14 protein-coding genes are annotated in these 17,134 nt (G+C 70.0%); 3 read left to right on the top strand and 11 right to left on the bottom strand.

The annotated features are described in order from the left end of the window. Nucleotides 1-13: 13 nt before the first annotated feature. The 7 genes from ACO06A_RS18520 to ACO06A_RS18490 all read right to left on the bottom strand — a co-directional run bounded on the left by ACO06A_RS18520 (nucleotide 14) and on the right by ACO06A_RS18490 (nucleotide 8,527). Nucleotides 14-1,039, bottom strand: coding sequence for a TerC family protein (locus tag ACO06A_RS18520; RefSeq protein WP_421733661.1), 1,026 nt, complete (start codon nucleotides 1,037-1,039; stop codon nucleotides 14-16). Between the two features lie 10 nt (nucleotides 1,040-1,049). Further along, entirely contained in the window at nucleotides 1,050-2,057 is a 1,008-nt protein-coding gene (locus tag ACO06A_RS18515; protein ID WP_421733660.1) for a TerC family protein, read from the bottom strand. A gap of 203 nt (nucleotides 2,058-2,260) precedes the next feature. After that, nucleotides 2,261-4,366: an excinuclease ABC subunit UvrB gene (gene uvrB / locus ACO06A_RS18510; protein ID WP_421733659.1), complete on the bottom strand. Its 2,106-nt coding sequence runs from the start codon at nucleotides 4,364-4,366 to the stop codon at nucleotides 2,261-2,263. Nucleotides 4,367-4,402: 36 nt separating this feature from the next. Next, nucleotides 4,403-5,038, bottom strand: a complete 636-nt coding sequence (gene pcp / locus ACO06A_RS18505; RefSeq protein ID WP_421733658.1) for a pyroglutamyl-peptidase I — start codon at nucleotides 5,036-5,038, stop codon at nucleotides 4,403-4,405. Further along, the gene (gene coaE / locus ACO06A_RS18500; RefSeq protein WP_421733657.1) at nucleotides 5,035-5,664 is read right to left on the bottom strand and encodes a dephospho-CoA kinase; all 630 of its coding nucleotides are present in this window, start codon (nucleotides 5,662-5,664) and stop codon (nucleotides 5,035-5,037) included. The genes pcp and coaE overlap by 4 nt, the downstream gene beginning before the upstream one ends. Nucleotides 5,665-5,759: 95 nt before the next feature. After that, nucleotides 5,760-7,268, bottom strand: coding sequence for a 30S ribosomal protein S1 (gene rpsA / locus ACO06A_RS18495; protein WP_175349574.1), 1,509 nt, complete (start codon nucleotides 7,266-7,268; stop codon nucleotides 5,760-5,762). A gap of 233 nt (nucleotides 7,269-7,501) precedes the next feature. Further along, nucleotides 7,502-8,527 carry a 6-phosphofructokinase gene (locus tag ACO06A_RS18490; RefSeq protein ID WP_421733656.1) on the bottom strand — a complete coding sequence of 342 codons (1,026 nt, stop codon included), beginning with the start codon at nucleotides 8,525-8,527 and terminating at the stop codon, nucleotides 7,502-7,504. A gap of 105 nt (nucleotides 8,528-8,632) precedes the next feature. On the opposite strand from ACO06A_RS18490, the gene ACO06A_RS18485 reads away from it, so the two are divergent. Further along, nucleotides 8,633-9,451 carry a class I SAM-dependent methyltransferase gene (locus ACO06A_RS18485; RefSeq protein ID WP_421733655.1) on the top strand — a complete coding sequence of 273 codons (819 nt, stop codon included), beginning with the start codon at nucleotides 8,633-8,635 and terminating at the stop codon, nucleotides 9,449-9,451. Nucleotides 9,452-9,473: 22 nt separating this feature from the next. On the opposite strand, the gene ACO06A_RS18480 is transcribed toward ACO06A_RS18485, so the two are convergent. From ACO06A_RS18480 to polA, 3 genes are all read right to left on the bottom strand, one after another. Beyond that, nucleotides 9,474-11,132, bottom strand: coding sequence for a cation acetate symporter (locus tag ACO06A_RS18480; RefSeq protein WP_421733654.1), 1,659 nt, complete (start codon nucleotides 11,130-11,132; stop codon nucleotides 9,474-9,476). After that, the gene (locus tag ACO06A_RS18475) at nucleotides 11,129-11,479 is read right to left on the bottom strand and encodes a DUF485 domain-containing protein (RefSeq protein ID WP_421733653.1); all 351 of its coding nucleotides are present in this window, start codon (nucleotides 11,477-11,479) and stop codon (nucleotides 11,129-11,131) included. Before ACO06A_RS18475 ends, ACO06A_RS18480 begins: the two co-directional genes overlap by 4 nt. 137 nt (nucleotides 11,480-11,616) lie before the next feature. After that, nucleotides 11,617-14,376: a DNA polymerase I gene (gene polA / locus ACO06A_RS18470; RefSeq protein WP_421733652.1), complete on the bottom strand. Its 2,760-nt coding sequence runs from the start codon at nucleotides 14,374-14,376 to the stop codon at nucleotides 11,617-11,619. Between polA and ACO06A_RS18465 the strand changes: the two genes are divergently transcribed. After that, nucleotides 14,375-14,791: a hotdog fold thioesterase gene (locus ACO06A_RS18465; RefSeq protein ID WP_421733651.1), complete on the top strand. Its 417-nt coding sequence runs from the start codon at nucleotides 14,375-14,377 to the stop codon at nucleotides 14,789-14,791. The two genes, polA and ACO06A_RS18465, sit on opposite strands and share 2 nt — an antisense overlap. Here ACO06A_RS18465 and ACO06A_RS18460 read toward each other — a convergent pair. After that, nucleotides 14,707-15,336: a GNAT family N-acetyltransferase gene (locus tag ACO06A_RS18460; protein WP_421733650.1), complete on the bottom strand. Its 630-nt coding sequence runs from the start codon at nucleotides 15,334-15,336 to the stop codon at nucleotides 14,707-14,709. The two genes, ACO06A_RS18465 and ACO06A_RS18460, sit on opposite strands and share 85 nt — an antisense overlap. Nucleotides 15,337-15,802: 466 nt before the next feature. On the opposite strand from ACO06A_RS18460, the gene ACO06A_RS18455 reads away from it, so the two are divergent. Continuing rightward, the gene (locus ACO06A_RS18455) at nucleotides 15,803-17,125 is read left to right on the top strand and encodes a branched-chain amino acid ABC transporter permease (RefSeq protein WP_421733649.1); all 1,323 of its coding nucleotides are present in this window, start codon (nucleotides 15,803-15,805) and stop codon (nucleotides 17,123-17,125) included. Nucleotides 17,126-17,134: the final 9 nt, after the last annotated feature.

Raw genomic sequence — 17,134 nt, 5'->3', positions numbered from 1 at the left:
AGCGCCTGAGGAGTCAGTCGGTCGGCTCCGCCACCGGCTCCTCCTCGGGAACCGCCACGGCCCGACGCTCGTCGACGCGCACCTTGGCGATGCTGGCGACAGCCGTCACCCCGAGGATCAGGACGATCGAGGTCAGAGACAGCCAGATCGGGATGTCGGGCGCCCACGCGACCGGCTCGCCGCCGTTGATGAACGGCACCTCGTTCTCGTGCAGGGCGTGCAGCACCAGCTTGACGCCGATGAAGCCGAGCAGGACCGCCAGCCCGATGTTGAGGTACACCAGGCGCGTCAGCAGGTCGCCCAGCAGGAAGTACAGCTGGCGCAGGCCCATCAGGGCGAACAGGTTGGCCATCAGCACCAGGTACGGCTCGCTGGTGAGCCCGAAGATCGCCGGGATCGAGTCGAAGGCGAACAGCAGGTCCGTGGCGCCCAGCGCGACCAGCACCACGAACATGGGGGTCATGAGCCGGCGGCCGCCCTCGACCACCGTGAGCTTGACGCCGTGGTAGTTCGGCGTGGCGGGGAAGATCCGCTGCACGATCCGCAGCAGGAGCGGCGGGTGGAACTCGTCGTCCGGGTCCACCTCGCCCTCGCGCCCCACCTTCCAGGCCGTGTAGACGAGGAATGCGCCGAACAGGTAGAACACCCAGCTGAACGCGTCGATGACCGCGGCGCCCGCCCAGATGAACAGGCCACGGAACACCAGCGCCAGGATGATCCCGATGAGCAGTGCGGTCTGCTGGTACGCGCGCGGCACCGCGAACTTGCCCATGATCAGCAGGAACACGAAGAGGTTGTCCACCGACAGCGAGTACTCCGTCAGCCAGCCCGCGAAGAACTGACCCGCGTACTCGGCGCCGGACGACACCCAGACCCCGATCCCGAAGAGCACGGCGAGACCGATGTAGAGGGTCAGGTAGCGCACGCACTCGGCCGTCGTCGGGACGTGCGGACGGCGTCCGACGATGGCGACGTCGACCACGAGCAGCGCACCGGCCAGCCCGAGGGAGACGATCCAGACCAGGGGGTCGACGTTCACGCGGTAGTCCTCAGCTCTCGGTCTTCGACGCGATGCTCGCGTCGCTTCGGGTCTTCAGCAGGCTCAGCACCGTGGCCACGACGAGCGTGCCGAGGATGACGGTGAGGGACAGCCAGATGGGGATCTCAGGCGCCCACTCGACGGGTTCGCCGTTGTTGATGAAGGGCAGCTCGTTGACGTGCAACGCGTGGAGCACCAGCTTGATGCCGATGAAGCCCAGGATGACGGCGAGACCCTGCGACAGGTAGATGAGCCGCTCGAGCAGTCCGCCGATGAGGAAGTAGAGCTGGCGCAGGCCGAGCAGCGCGAACGCGTTCGCCGTGAAGACGATGTACGGCTCCTCCGTCAGCCCGTAGATCGCGGGGATCGAGTCCAGCGCGAACAGGACGTCCGTGGAGCCGATGGCGACCATGACGACGAGCATCGGCGTGAAGAACCGCTTGCCGTCGAGCCGCACCGTGAGTCGGTCGCCGTGGTACTCCTCCACGGTCGGCACCAAACGCTTGAAGAGGCGCACGGCGATGCCGTCACGCTCCTCGCGCGGGTCCGGGTGCTCCGCGTCGTGGTGCTCTCGTGCGAGCTTGATCGCCGTGTACACGAGAAAGCCGCCGAAGATGTAGAACACCCACGAGAACTGCTCGATGGCGGCCGCGCCGGCGAGGATGAAGACCGTCCGCAGGATCAGCGCGATCACCACACCGACCAGGAGCACCTTCTGCTGGTACTCACGCGGTACCGCGAACTTCGTCATGATGATGAGGAAGACGAACAGGTTGTCGACCGAGAGGCTCTTCTCGGTGACGTACCCGGCGAAATACTCCGTGCCCGGGCCCCACCCCCAGACCATCCCCATGACGACACCGAAGACCAGCGCGAGCCCGACGTAGAAGATCGACCAGCGCGCCGACTCCTGGAACGTCGGAGCGTGCGGCGTGCGCACGTGCGCGAAGAAGTCGAAGAAGATCAGGCCGACGACGAACACCGCCGTCGCTGCCCAGACCCAGCCGGACACATCCATGGGTATACCTCCGGTACGAGGAAAGCTTCGATACCGAAGGTCTCCCCCGCCCGCACGCCGTTGCGCCGCGGACCGATCCCACCGGGCTCCGCGCTAGCGGGTCCGTGATGACGACGGGATCGTGTGTGGGGTACTCCCCTTCAACGTGGGCAAGCATAAGCCACGCATGTGTCCGGCACATGACGTGCCCACGGCGCGCTGGATCAGGCCGTCGCCGCCTGCATCTGCCGGAGCTCCTTCTTCATCCCCGAGATCTCGTCCCGCAGACGCGCTGCCAGCTCGAACTGGAGCTCGCCCGCCGCGGCGTGCATCTGGTCCGACAGCTGCTGGATGAGGTCGGCCAGCTCGCCCGCCGCGGCTCCCGTCAGGCGCGTCCGCTCGTCGCGCGGTCCGCCCTTCGACCCGAACCCAGGCACCGGGGCCTTGCCGCGGCTGGACTGCCGGCCCGCTCCTCCGAGCAGCTCGGCGGTGTCCGCGTCCTCGCGTGCCAGCAGGTCCGTGATGTCGCCGATCTTCTTGCGCAGCGGCGTCGGGTCGATGCCGTTCTCGAGGTTGTAGGCGACCTGGCGCTCCCGCCGGCGGCTGGTCTCCTCGATGGCCAGCGCCATCCCGTCGGTGATCCGGTCGGCGTACATGTGCACCTCGCCGGACACGTTGCGCGCCGCGCGCCCGATGGTCTGGATGAGCGACCGACCGGAGCGCAGGAAGCCCTCCTTGTCCGCGTCGAGGATCGCCACCAGCGACACCTCCGGCAGGTCCAGCCCCTCGCGCAGCAGGTTGATGCCCACGAGCACGTCGTACTCCCCGAGCCGTAGCTCACGCAGCAGCTCCACGCGACGCAGCGTGTCCACCTCCGAGTGCAGGTAGCGCACGCGGACGCCCTTCTCCAGGAAGTAGTCCGTCAGGTCCTCGGCCATCTTCTTGGTGAGCGTGGTGACCAGCACGCGCTCGTCCTTCTCGACCCGGTCGTGGATCTCACCCAGCAGGTCGTCGATCTGGCCGGTGGTCGGCTTGACCACGACCCGGGGGTCGACCAGCCCGGTCGGGCGGATGATCTGCTCGACCACCCCGTCAGAGATCGACATCTCGTAGTTGCCCGGCGTGGCCGACAGGTAGACCGTCTGGCCGATCCGCTCGACGAACTCCTCCCACCGCAGCGGCCGGTTGTCCGTGGCGCTGGGCAGCCGGAAGCCGTGGTCCACCAGCGCGCGCTTGCGGGACATGTCGCCCTCGAACATCGCGCCGATCTGCGGGACCGTGACGTGGGACTCGTCGATGACGAGCAGGAAGTCCTCGGGGAAGTAGTCGATCAGCGTGTTGGGTGCGGTCCCTGGGCTGCGCCCGTCGATGTGCCGCGAGTAGTTCTCGATGCCGGAGCACGAGCCGATCTGGCGCATCATCTCGATGTCGTAGGTGGTCCGCATGCGCAGCCGCTGGGCCTCGAGCAGCTTGTTCTGCCGCTCCAGCTCCGCCAGGCGCTCCTCGAGCTCGAGCTCGATGCCGCGGATCGCGCGCTCCATGCGCTCGGGGCCGGCGACGTAGTGGGTGGCCGGGAAGATGTGCATCTGGTGCTCGGAGTGCACGATGTCGCCCGTGAGCGGGTGCAACGTCGCGATCGCCTCGATCTCGTCGCCGAAGAACTCGATCCGGATCGCCAGCTCCTCGTACACCGGGATGATCTCGACCGTGTCGCCCCGCACGCGGAACGTGCCTCGCGTGAACGCCATGTCGTTGCGGGTGTACTGCATGGTCACGAACTTGCGCAGCAGCTGGTCGCGGTCCACCTGGTCGCCGACGGACAGGGTCACCATCCGGTCGACGTACTCCTGCGGCGTACCCAGGCCGTAGATGCAGCTCACCGACGCGACCACGATGACGTCCCGTCGGGTGAGCAGCGAGCTGGTGGCCGAGTGCCGCAGCCGCTCGACCTCGTCGTTGATCGACGAGTCCTTCTCGATGTACGTGTCCGTCTGCGCGATGTACGCCTCGGGCTGGTAGTAGTCGTAGTACGACACGAAGTACTCGACGGCGTTGTTGGGCAGCAGCTCCCGGAACTCCGTGGCCAGCTGCGCCGCGAGCGTCTTGTTCGGGGCCATGACGAGTGTCGGGCGCTGCACCTGCTCGATGAGCCAGGCCGTCGTCGCGGACTTGCCGGTGCCCGTGGCGCCCAGCAGGACGACGTCCTTCTCCCCCGCCTTGATCCGCGCCGTGAGCTCCTTGATCGCCTTCGGCTGGTCCCCCGATGGCGTGTACTCGGAGATCACCTCGAACGGCGCGACGGTCCGCTGGAGATCGGTGACTGGACGCATGCCACAACCGTACGTGCCACCACCGACACGCGGGTCCTACGCCAGGGTGCCCGCCGAGACGCGCAGGTCCGTGCTGGTCGACAGCGCCGCCCGCAGCACCGCGAGCACCCCCGTCGCGGCGGCGTCGACCGAGAGCGACGGCCCGTCACCCGCCACCTGGGCGGGGGTGCGAGGCACGTGCACGAACCCGCTGCGCACCGACGTGGCGGCCAGGAGGTGCTGGAGCGCGTAGAACGTCGCGTTGCAGACGTAGAGCCCGGCCGTGTTCGACACCTCGACCGGCACGCCGGCCTCGCGGACGGCCGCAGCGCACGCCTTGACGGGCAGCGTGGAGAAGAACGCCGCCGGTGCACCGGCGATGACCGGGACGTCGACCGGCGCGGAGCCGTCGACGTCCGGGATCCGCGCGTCGATGAGGTTCACCGCCACCCGCTCGACACCCACCGCATGCCTGCGGTCCGCCTCGCCGACGCAGACGACCAGGTCCGGCTCGACCTCCGCGATCGCGACCCGCAGCTGCTGGCGCGCCCCCCGGAACGACACCGGGAGCTCCCGGGCCACGAGCTCGTCCGGCCCCGTCCACCGCGCGACCACCTCGGACACCGCCAGCCACGACGCGTTCACGCTCTGCCCGTCGAACGGGCCGAAGCCCGTCAGCAGGACGCGCGTCACGGCGTCTCGGACGCGAGCTCGTCGGCCCGCTCGACCGCGAGCCGGTCCCAGAGCTCGTCCACCTGCGCCCGCAGCGAGTCGTCGCTGCCGGTGCCGTCCAGCACCACGTCCGCGACCTCGAGCCGCGCGTCGTCGCTCGCCTGGGCCGACACCCGCGCCTCGGCCTCGCTGCGGTCCATGCCCCGCAGCCGCACCAGACGCTCGACGCGCAGCACGGCGGGCGCGTGCACGACGACGAGCACGTGGAACGCGTCCGCCTGGCCGGTCTCGACCAGCAGCGGGATGTCGTGCACGACCACCGCTCCGTGGTCGGTCACCGCGGCGGCGGCCTCGCGCTCGGCGGAGAGCCGCCGGACGACCGGGTGCACGATCGCGTCGAGCTTCGCCCGGGCCGCCGGATCGGTGAACACGATCGCGGCGAGGGCCGCCCGGTCCAGCGACCCGTCGGCCCCGAGCACTCCCGGGCCGAACTCCTCGACCACGGCGTCCAGCCCGGCGGACCCTGGCGCCACGGCCTCCCGCGCCAGGACGTCGGAGTCGATCACCACCGCCCCGAGCTCAGCCAGTCGCCGCGCCGCGACGGACTTGCCGGCCGCGATCCCGCCTGTCAGACCGATGCGTTGCATCCGACCATCCTGCCCTGCGCCGCCCGGGGGCGCAGTGTCCGGGGACGCCGATGGCCGGCCACCTCGGAAGGTGACCGGCCATCGAGCGGGTGGGTTCAGTTACCCGTGAGCTTCTCGCGCAGAGCGGCGAGCGCCTCGTCGGACGCGAGGGTGCCCGCGGCCTCCTCGGTGGACGACGAGTACGTCGACGGCACGGGGCCGGCAGACGAGCTCGACGACGAGCTGGACGATGCCGTGGCACCCTCGACGGCGCCGCTGGCGGCCTCCGCGTCGGCCTTCGCCGCGTCGGAGACCTGCTTGCGGTGCGCCTCCCAGCGCTCGTGGGCCTGCGCGTACTGCGCCTCCCACACCTCGCGCTGGGCCTCGAAGCCCTCGAGCCACTCGTTCGTGGCCGGGTCGAAGCCCTCGGGGTACTTGTAGTTGCCGGCGTCGTCGTACTCGGCCGCCATGCCGTACAGCGCGGGGTCGAAGTCCTCGCTGGCCGGGTCGAAGCCCTCGTTCGCCTGCTTGAGCGACAGCGAGATGCGGCGACGCTCCAGGTCGATGTCGATGACCTTGACGAAGACGTCGTCGCCGACCTGGACGACCTGCTCCGGGATCTCGACGTGGCGCACGGCCAGCTCCGAGATGTGCACCAGGCCCTCGATGCCGTCCTCGACGCGCACGAACGCACCGAACGGAACCAGCTTGGTGACCTTGCCCGGGACGACCTGGCCGATGGCGTGCGTCCGGGCGAAGGCCTGCCACGGGTCCTCCTGCGTCGCCTTCAGCGACAGGGAAACACGCTCGCGGTCGAAGTCGACGTCGAGAACCTCGACGGTGACCTCCTGGCCGACCTCGACGACCTCGGACGGGTGGTCGATGTGCTTCCAGGACAGCTCGGAGACGTGCACGAGCCCGTCCACGCCACCCAGGTCCACGAACGCACCGAAGTTGACGATCGAGGACACGACGCCGGGGCGGACCTGACCCTTCTGGAGCGTCTGCAGGAAGGTGGAGCGCACCTCGGACTGCGTCTGCTCGAGCCAGGCACGGCGCGACAGGACCACGTTGTTGCGGTTCTTGTCGAGCTCGATGATCTTGGCCTCGATCTCCTTGCCGACGTACGGCTGGAGGTCGCGGACGCGACGCATCTCCACCAGCGACGCGGGCAGGAAGCCGCGAAGCCCGATGTCGAGGATGAGGCCGCCCTTGACGACCTCGATGACGGTGCCGGTGACGACGCCGTCCTCTTCCTTGATCTTCTCGATCGTGCCCCAGGCGCGCTCGTACTGTGCGCGCTTCTTGGACAGGATCAGCCGGCCTTCCTTGTCCTCCTTCTGGAGGACGAGGGCCTCGACCACGTCGCCGACCTTGACGACCTCACCGGGGTCCACGTCGTGCTTGATGGACAGCTCACGGGAGGGGATGACGCCCTCGGTCTTGTAACCGATGTCGAGCAGGACCTCGTCGCGGTCGACCTTGACGATGGTGCCCTCGACGATGTCGCCATCGTTGAAGTACTTGATGGTGGCGTCGATCGCGGCGAGGAAGTCCTCGGCCGAGCCGATGTCGTTGATCGCGACCTGCGGGGTGGCGGGCTTCGCGGGGGTGGTGATGCTCATGTAGGGATGGGCTCCGATGCGGACAGGGAAGTTGTACGGACTGAACGTGTGTGCCGGCGGCACGGTGACATGCGTGTGACGTGCACGGTGGTGATCGCGATCTGATGGGACGCCCTCGACCCCCCGGAGAGGGCCCTCGCACGAGCAGTACGAGTGAGGACACGCCGACGCAACAAGGCGCGCGGCACCGCCGTCCACCCTATCGGTGTGGCGATGGGCAGGTCAAAGCAGGATCAGGCGAGGGCCCTGGCGACCGCGAGCAACTCGTGCGGCACGTACTTGACCTTCCCGGCGATCTCGCTCAGCGGCACCATGACCACGGACTCGCCCCGCAGGGCGGTCATGACGTTCGACTGGCCCTGCGTGGCGGCGTCGATGGCCGCGACGCCGAAGCGCGAGCCCAGGATCCGGTCGACGTGGGTAGGGATGCCACCGCGCTGCACGTGCCCGAGCACCACGAGTCGGGTGTCGAAGCCGGTGCGCGTCTCGATCTCGAGCTTGAGCCGCTCGCCGACGGCGCCGGCCACGATGTCGCCGAACTTGCCGACCTGCGTCTCGTAGTCCATCGACGTGCCCTGCGCAGGAACCGCACCCTCGGCGACGACGATGATCGAGAAGCTGGCGTGCGCCCGGTGGCGGTGCTTGAGGAAGCGCTCGATCTTGTCGATGTCGAACGGCTCCTCGGGCGCCAGCACGATCTCGGCGCCGCCCGCGATGCCCGATGTCGCCGCGATCCAGCCCGCGTGCCGCCCCATGACCTCAACGATCATCACGCGGTTGTGGCTCTCCGCGGTGGTGTGGATGCGGTCGATCGCCTCGGTCGCGATGGACACCGCGGTGTCGAAGCCGATCGACTGGTCCGTGCCCCAGACGTCGTTGTCGATCGTCTTGGGGATCGCGACGATCCGGATGCCGGCCTCGGCCACCTTGCTCGCGGCGTGCAGGGTGCCGTCACCGCCGATGCAGATGAGCGCCTCGATCTTCTCCGACTCGAGCGTGGAGAGCACCGCGTCCAAGCCGCCGTTGTCCGCGTGGGGGTGGTACCGGGCGGTCCCGAGCAGGGTGCCGCCGACCGCGAGCTGGTTGCGGATGTGCTCGCGCGTCAGGGGCATGCTGAGGCCGTCGACCACGCCGCGCCACCCGTTGCGGAAGCCGGTGATCGTGTGGCCGTACTCGCCCTCGCCACGCTTCACGACGGCGCGGATCGCGGCATTCAGGCCGGGGACGTCGCCGCCGCCCGTGAGCAGACCGACTCGCACGCTGGCACTCCTTGATCGCGGGAACTGCGGGATGGGTAGCGCGTCGTCGGGCTGCCTGGCACAGCGTATCCGCGGCCACAAGGGCTGAACCGTGACACTGGTCCCATGAGCGACGACCACCTGGCCGAGGCCGGCTATCTCGACGTCCCGTCCTCGGCGGGCGGATCCGCGGGCCGCGGCTGGTGGGACGACAACGCCGACGAGTACCTCGACGAGCATGGCACGTTCCTCGGCCCCGCCGACTTCTGCTGGTGCCCGGAGGGGGTCCGTGAGAAGGACGCGCGTCTGCTCGGTGACCTGACGGGCCTGCGGGTGCTGGAGGTGGGTTCCGGCGCCGCGCAGTGCGCGCGCTGGCTCGTCGGCGAGGGTGTGGAGGTCGTCGCGACCGACGTGTCGGCCGGGATGCTCGCCGCGGGCTCCCGGTACGACGGCGAGGTCGGTCGTACGACGCCGATGATCCAGGCCGACGCCCGCGCGCTGCCGTTCGCGGACTCCTCGTTCGACGTCGCGTTCACGGCGTTCGGCGCACTCCCGTTCGTGCCCGACGCCGAACGCGTCCACGCGGAGGTGGCCCGGGTGCTGCGGCCCGGCGGTCGCTGGGTGTTCGCCGTCACGCACCCGATCCGGTGGGCCTTCCCGGACGACCCCGGCGAGGCGGGCCTCACCGCCACGCGGTCGTACTTCGACCGGACGCCCTACGCCGAGATCGCTGAGTCGGGACGCGTGCTCTACGCCGAGTACCACCGAACCCTGGGCGACCACGTGGCCGAGCTGGTGGCCGCAGGGTTCATCCTCGAGCGGCTCGTGGAGCCGGAGTGGCCCGTGGGCCACGACCGGACGTGGGGCGGCTGGGGACCCGTGCGCGGAGCCAGGCTGCCCGGGACGGCGATCTTCGTGACGCACCGCGGGCGGCCGCCGCAGTAGACGGCCGCCCGCGCTCAGTGCGTCAGTGCACCGTCGCCTTCTCGGAGCCGGCTCCGGTCAGCGACCGGACCTCCATCTCCGCGTACTTCTCGGGGTGCGGCGGCTCCTTGCTCAGGTAGGTGCCGAGGATGCCGAGGAGGAACGCGAGCGGGATCGAGATCAGGCCCGGGTTCTCCAGCGGGATCAGGTGGAAGTCGACGCTGGTGTCCTTGATCATCGACAGGCTCGCGCCCGTGACCGGGTCGACCTTGCCGGACACCACCGGGGAGAACGCGATGAGCACCAGGCAGCTGATCAGGCCGCCGTACATGCTCCAGAGCGCGCCCGACGTGTTGAACCTCTTCCAGAACAGGGAGTAGAGGATGGTCGGGAGGTTGGCGCTGGCGGCGACCGCGAAGGCCAGCGCCACGAGGAACGCCACGTTCTGGCCGTTGGCGAAGACGCCGCCGATGATCGCCAGGATGCCGATGGCCACCACAGTGATCCGGGCGACCCGAACCTCGCCGTCGGGCGAGACCTCGCCGTGCTTGATCACCGAGGCGTAGATGTCGTGCGCGAAGGTCGCCGCGGCGGTGATGGTCAGGCCCGCGACGACCGCGAGGATCGTCGCGAACGCCACCGCCGAGATGATGCCGAGCAGGACGACGCCGCCCAGCTCGAACGCGAGCAGCGGTGCCGCCGAGTTCACGCCGCCGGGAGCCGCCTTGATGGCCTCCGGTCCGACCAGGGCTGCGGCGCCGTACCCGAGCACCAGGGTGAACAGGTAGAAGATGCCGATGAGCCAGATGGCCCAGACCACCGAGCGGCGGGCCTCCTTGGCCGACGGCACCGTGTAGAACCGCATGAGCACGTGTGGCAGACCCGCGGTGCCCAGGACGAGGGCGAGAGCGAGCGACAGGAAGTTCAGCTGGCTCATGGCGCTGACGCCGTACTGCTTGCCGGGTGCGATGAGCGCCTCGCCGCCCTCGCCGGCGGTGTCGATGGCGCCCTGGAGCAGGTCGGACAGGTTGAACCCGAACTTCGACAGCACCCAGATCGTCATGATCGCGGCTCCGGCGATGAGCAGGATCGCCTTGATGATCTGGACCCAGGTGGTCCCCTTCATGCCGCCGACCAGCACGTACAGGATCATCAGCGCGCCGACGACGGCGATGACGAGCCCCTGCCCGGCCACCCCGTCGATGCCCAGCAGGAGGGCGACGAGACCGCCGGCACCCGCCATCTGCGCCAGCAGGTAGAAGAAGACGACCGTCAGGGTGGCCAGCGCGGCGGCCATGCGGACGGGCCGCTGCTTGAGCCGGAACGACAGGACGTCGGCCATGGTGAACCGGCCGGTGTTCCGGAGCAGCTCGGCGACCAGCAGGAGCGCGACGAGCCACGCCACCAGGAAGCCGATCGAGTACAGGAAGCCGTCGTACCCGTTGATGGCGATGGCGCCGCAGATGCCCAGGAACGACGCCGCGGACAGGTAGTCGCCCGCGATCGCGGTGCCGTTCTGCGGGCCGGTGAACGAGCGCCCGGCGGCGTAGTAGTCCGCCGCGGTCTTGTTGTTGCGGGACGCGCGGAAGACGATCACGAGCGTGAGGAGCACGAAGGCCCCGAAGATCGCGATGTTGAGCGCCGGGTTGCCGATGTCCTCCGACTCGGCGGCCCGCAGCAGGCCGCTCAGGGAGGCGGTCATGAGGCACCTCCGTCCAGGGCGGTGCCGTCCTCGATGTGCAGGCGGAGCCGCTCAGCCACCGCGTCCTGCTTGGTGTTGGCCCAGCGCGCGTAGACCATCGTGATGATGAAGGTGGAGACGAACTGGCCGAGCCCGAGCAGCAGGCCGACGGTGATGTTGCCCCAGACCTTGGTCGCCATGAAGTCGTGCGCGTAGTTGGCGAGCAGGACGTACAGGAAGTACCAGGACAGGAAGAATGCCGTCATCGGGAAGACGAAGCGGCGGAACCGGCGCTTGAGGGCCTGGAACTCCGCGCCGTTCTGCACTCGTTGGTAGTCGGTCTCGCGATCTCCGAAGGTGTCGGTCACCAGCGCCTCCCAGCAGGGACGTCAGTGGCTCCGTCGCCACTGTGTGCCCGACACTGTGGCGCAGATCACTCCAAAGTGCACCCGATAGTTACGGCGAACCTGCCGAAATCGCCGATTTCCCACGATCGAGGGACAGCTCAGTGCCCCGCGTCGTGCCAGGAGCCGCCGGCGCCGACCGTGACGTCGAGCGCCACGTCGAGCGGACCGTCCGCGGCAGCGTCCCCCGCAGCGCCCATCTGCTCCCGCACGAGCGCCTCGACCTCGTCCCGCTCCCCGGCAGCCACCTCGAGCACCAGCTCGTCGTGCACCTGGAGCAGCATCCGCGAGCCCAGGCCACGCCGGGCGAGCTCGCGGTCCACCCCGAGCATCGCCACCTTGATCAGGTCGGCGGCACTGCCCTGGATCGGCGCGTTGAGGGCCATCCGCTCCGCGACCTCGCGACGCTGGCGGTTGTCGCTGGTCAGGTCCGGGAGATAGCGACGCCTGCCCAGGATGGTGGCGGTGTAGCCGGTCTGCCGGGCGACGTCGACGACACCCGTGAGGTAGTCGCGCACCCCGCCGAACCGCGAGAAGTAGTCCTGCATGAGCGCGGCGGCCTCGGACACCTCGATCGTGAGCTGCTGGGCGAGGCCGTAGGACGACAGCCCGTACGCGAGGCCGTAGCTCATGGCCTTGATCTTCGAGCGCATGGCCGGCGTGACCTCGTCGGTCGGGACCCCGAACACTCGGGAGCCGACGTAGCTGTGCAGGTCCTCCCCCGAGCGGAACGCCGCGATGAGCCCCTCGTCGCCCGAGAGGTGCGCCATGATCCGCATCTCGATCTGCGAGTAGTCGGCGGTCAGCAGCGTCTCGTACCCGTCGCCCACGACGAACGCCCGCCGGATCTGCCGGCCCGCCTCGGTGCGGATGGGGATGTTCTGGAGGTTGGGGTCCGCCGACGACAGTCGCCCGGTCGCGGCGATCGTCTGCTGGAACGTCGTGTGGATGCGCCCGTCGGCCGCGATGGACCGCAGGAGCCCCTCGACGGTCTGCCGCAGGCGGATGGCGTCGCGGTGCGCCAGCAGGTGCTCCAGGAACGGGTGCTGCGTGCGCACGAACAGGTCGGTGAGCGCCGCGGCGTCCGTGGTGTAGCCGGTCTTGATCTTCTTGGTCTTCGGCATGCCGAGCTGGTCGAACAGCACCTCCTGGAGCTGCTTGGGCGAGCCGAGGTTCACCTCGCGCCCGATGACCGCGTACGCCTCTGCAGCCGCGTTCTGCACCTGGCCGTCGAACGACCGCTCCAAGCCCGACAGGTAGCCCGAGTCGATGGCGATCCCGGTCCGCTCCATCCGGGCGAGCACGTCGACCAGCGGCAGCTCGAGCGTCTCCAGGAGGCTGGCGGCGCCCCGGTCGGCGACCTCGCCGCCCAGCACGTCGGCCAGGTCCCGGACGGCGGCGGCACGGACCGCTGCGCGGCGGCCCTCGTCGCTGCCGTCCAGCTCGAGGTCCAGCGCACCCTGCGCGCCGTCTGCCGCCTCGTCGACACCCAGCTCGCGGTGGAGGTAGCCGATCGCGAGGTCGGTCAGGTCGTACGCGCGACGGTCGGGCTGGCACAGGTAAGCCGCAAGCTCGGTGTCGAACACCACGCCCGCCAGCGGCAGTCCCCGGCCGGCCAACGCGTGCCAGGCCTCCTTCGAGGCGTGCACGATCTTGGGTGCGGACGGGTCCGCGAGCCAGGCCGCCAGCGCGGTCTCGTCCGGCGGGTGGATCTCGGCCAGGTCGAACGCGGCCGCCTGGCCGTCCGGGTCCGCCAGCGCGATGCCCCAGGCGTCGCCGCCCGCGGGCGCTCCCGACCCGCGCACGTCGACCCCGAGCGGCTTGCCCGCCCGGGCAGCCAGCCAGCCGGCGAGCTCGCCCGAACCGAGGACGGTGAGGTCGAGCTGCGCGGCGGCGACCGTCCCCGGTCCGTCGCCGGCCTCGTCGGGCAGCATGGCGAAGAGCCGGTCCCGGATCGCGCGGAACTCGAGCTCCTCGAGCACGGCGTGCAGCGCGGGCCGGTCCCAGGGCCGCGCCGCGAGGTCCTCCGGTCCCAGAGGAAGCTCGAGGTCGGTGAGCAGCGCGTTGAGCTGGCGGTTCAGGCGCACCTGGTCAAGGTTGTCCCGCAGGGACTCCCCCGCCTTGCCGGGCACCTGCTCCGCGGCCGCCAGGATCCCGTCGAGCCCGTCGAACTGCACGATCCACTTGGCCGCCGTCTTCGGGCCGACCCCGGGGATGCCCGGCAGGTTGTCGCTGGTCTCGCCGACGAGCGCAGCAAGGTCCGGGTAGCGCTCCGGCGGGACGCCGTACTTGGTCTCGACGGCCGCCGGCGTCATCCGCGCCAGCTCCGAGACGCCCTTGACCGGGTACAGCACGGTGACGTCCTCGTTGACCAGCTGGAGCGCGTCGCGGTCGCCGGTGCAGATGAGCACCTGCATGCCCTGCGCCCGCGCCTGGACCGACAGCGTGGCCAGGATGTCGTCGGCCTCGAACTGCGGCTTGGACAGGTACGGGATGTGCATGGTCTCCAGCACCCGCTGGATGACCGCCACCTGTCCCTTGAACGGGGCAGGCGTGGCGTCGCGGTTGCCCTTGTACGCCTCGTACACCTCGGTCCGGAACGTGGTGCGGCCCGCGTCGAACGCGACCGCCACGTGCGTCGGCGCCTCGTCCCGCAGCAGGTTGGCGATCATCGAGAAGAAGCCGAACACCGCGTTGGTGGGCTCACCGGACGACGTCGCGAACTTGTCCACCGGGAGCGCGAAGAACGCTCGGTAGGCCATCGAGTGGCCGTCGATCAGGAGGAGTCGGGCAGGCGTTCCGGGAGTGGCCGGCGGAACCGCTGGCAGTGCGTCGCTCACGGGTGCCAACCTATCTGCCATGTCCGACACGACGACGCCATCGCCAGCCCTGCTCTCCACGTTCACAGGCACCCTCATCGAGCGCATGGGCATCGTGGTGACGGAGGCCTCCGCGCAGCGCACCGTGGCCACCATGCCGGTCGCCGGCAACACGCAGCCGTACGGCCTGCTGCACGGCGGCGCGTCCGCGGTGCTGGCCGAGACCCTGGGCTCCATCAGCGCCATGGCGCACGCGGGCGAGGGACGGGCCGCGGTCGGGATCGAGCTCAACGCCACCCACCACCGGTCCGCGCGCTCGGGCCTGGTCACCGGGACGGCGACCGCGCTGCACCTCGGCAGGTCGCTGGCGACCTACCAGGTCGTCGTCGAGGACGACGGCGGTCGGCTGGTCTGCACGGCCCGGCTGACCTGCATGCTGATCGACGCGCGCCCCTGATCCGCACCGGACGCCCGCGCGGCCTGCACGGGCTCCTCGACGGGCTGGCGCGCGGCCCGTGCCTGCCGGCGCCGGGCGATGAGGTCCTCGAGCCCACGCGGGCCCGAGCGGCGCACCGTCCCGGCGGCACCGGTGTGGCCCTGGTCGTGCGCGAGCTTGCGCTGGAGCGCTGCGGCCGTCACCACCCGGTGCGAAGCCGCCGGGGCGAAGCCGAGCCGGGCGAGGAAGCGCTGCATCCCGCGCGATCCCGGCAGGGGTGACGAGTACAGCTCCGTGGCGCCGGCCTCGTCCGCGACCTCCGTCGCGCCGACCAGCAGCGCGTGCCCGAGGCCGCGACGGCGGGCGGCGGGCAGGACGTAGACGGCCTCGATGTCCAGGCTCACGACGTCGGTGAACGGTCCGGGCCCGACGACCCGCGCCAGCAGCAGGCCGGCCGGGTCGTCGTCGAGCAGGGCCAGCAGCACGCGTCCGCCCGGTACCGCGAGGAGGGCTCCGAGCTGGTCGCGCAGGCGGTCGGCGTCGTCGGTGCACAGCTGGGAACCCACACCAGCCTCCTGGCGCGCCGTCAGGCAGAGCGCGACGAGGCTCTCCAGGTCGCCCGGCAGGGCTTCGCGGACTTGCACTCCAAGACGCACGGCAGTGATACCTCCAGACGGGACGAGGGGGATCCGGTCGGGGTGACGCCGCCTCTGCCCACGACGACGCCGCTCTCGATCATGACGCAGCCACCACCGTATGCCTAGCCCCCGGGAGAGGGGCACCGCGTCCGGGGTGGGTCAAACTGGACGTCTGACCACAAAACCCGACACGCTCGTGCTCGCACGGCCCCGACACTCGCCATCGCGAAATGAACAAGACACAATCCCTGCCTATCGTCCTGCCACACGGCAGGTGTCGCGCTGGTTCGACAATGCCGTCGGACCCGTGCACGAGCCCGGCCCCCTAGAACCTGGACGGAGACCCACCGTGCCGCATGTCGCGACGACGGACAGGCCCCGCAGAACTCGACTGTTGATCGCCCTGAGCATGCTCGCGGCGGCCCTCGTCGGCGTCATCGGCCTGCAAGCCGAGTCCGCCTCCGCCACTGCCACCGCGGCGGCAGCGCCGTGCGTCGCCGACGCCGAGACCGGCTGCATCGGCGGGACCCTGCAGAACACGGCAGGACCCGTCGAGGGCGTCACCATCACGGTGTCCAACGAGGACGACGACTTCGAGGAGTCGGCCACCACCGCCGCCAACGGAACGTGGGCCGTCGCCATCCCCGGCCGCGCGCGGTACACGGTCGAGCTCGACGAGTCGACGCTCCCGTCGACCGCGGTCCTGGCCGACACGGCGGTGAACCCGGTCGAGAAGCTCGCCGTCGCCGGCGCCTCGTCGACGGTCGACTTCAACCTCGTCCTGGACGCCACCCCGAACACCGGCGGCAGCTCGAACACGGCCACGGGCACCGTCACACCGACCCGCCTGCTCCAGCAGTTCGCGCTCGGGATCCGGTACGGCCTGATCCTGGCGCTCGCCGCGGTCGGTCTCTCCCTCATCTACGGCACCACCGGGCTGTCCAGCTTCTCGCACGGCGAGCAGGTCACCCTGGGCGCACTGCTGACGTTCGTCTTCTCCATCCAGCTGCACTGGCCGATCGTGCTGGCGGTGGTCGCCTCGGTGATCCTGTCCGCGGCGAGCGGCTGGGTCCAGGACGTGATCCTCTGGAAGCCGCTGCGGAAACGCAGAGTGGGCCTGGTCCAGCTGATGATCGTCACCATCGGGCTCTCCCTGGCGCTGCAGTACGCCTTCCAGTTCCGCTTCGGCGGCAGCACCCTTCAGGTCCTGCCCTCGATCGCCAAGTCCTGGAGCATCGGCCCGATCCGGTTGTCGATCCCGTCCTACATCGCCATGGGGTGCGCCACCCTCGTGCTCGTCGGCGTCGCGCTCTTCCTCCAGCGCACCCGCACCGGCCGCGCCACGCGCGCCATCTCCGACAACCCCGCGCTGGCGGCCGCGTCGGGCATCGACGTGGACAAGATCATCCGGCTCGTGTGGATCCTGGCCACCGGCCTGGCCGGCCTCGGCGGCGCGCTCCTCGCGCTCGCCTTCAACGGAGCCGCCTGGGACCTCGGCCTCCAGATGCTGCTGCTGATGTTCGCCGCGGTGACGCTCGGCGGGCTCGGCACGGCGTACGGCGCCCTGATCGGGTCGCTGATCATCGGCGTCGTCGTCGAGATGTCGACCCTCTGGCTGCCGTCGAGCCTCAAGTTCGCCGTCGCCCTGCTGATCCTGATCCTCGTCCTGCTCATCAGACCTCAAGGCATCCTCGGCCGTGCCGAGCGGGTCGGCTAGGAGACTCCC

It is taken from the genome of Cellulomonas sp. (genome assembly GCF_965229465.1).
In the GTDB taxonomy this organism is placed as follows: domain Bacteria; phylum Actinomycetota; class Actinomycetes; order Actinomycetales; family Cellulomonadaceae; genus Cellulomonas.
This window is presented reverse-complemented; position numbering and strand designations above follow the sequence as displayed.

Excerpts from the sequence above, each read along its gene's own strand:
- ACO06A_RS18515 (WP_421733660.1), bottom strand. The coding sequence starts at position 2,057 with ATGGATGTGTCCGGCTGGGTCTGGGCAGCGACGGCGGTGTTCGTCGTC.
- uvrB (WP_421733659.1), bottom strand. The coding sequence starts at position 4,366 with ATGCGTCCAGTCACCGATCTCCAGCGGACCGTCGCGCCGTTCGAGGTG.
- coaE (WP_421733657.1), bottom strand. The coding sequence starts at position 5,664 with ATGCAACGCATCGGTCTGACAGGCGGGATCGCGGCCGGCAAGTCCGTC.
- rpsA (WP_175349574.1), bottom strand. The coding sequence starts at position 7,268 with ATGAGCATCACCACCCCCGCGAAGCCCGCCACCCCGCAGGTCGCGATC.
- ACO06A_RS18485 (WP_421733655.1), top strand. The coding sequence starts at position 8,633 with ATGAGCGACGACCACCTGGCCGAGGCCGGCTATCTCGACGTCCCGTCC.
- ACO06A_RS18480 (WP_421733654.1), bottom strand. The coding sequence starts at position 11,132 with ATGACCGCCTCCCTGAGCGGCCTGCTGCGGGCCGCCGAGTCGGAGGAC.
- ACO06A_RS18465 (WP_421733651.1), top strand. The coding sequence starts at position 14,375 with ATGTCCGACACGACGACGCCATCGCCAGCCCTGCTCTCCACGTTCACA.
- polA (WP_421733652.1), bottom strand. The coding sequence starts at position 14,376 with ATGGCAGATAGGTTGGCACCCGTGAGCGACGCACTGCCAGCGGTTCCG.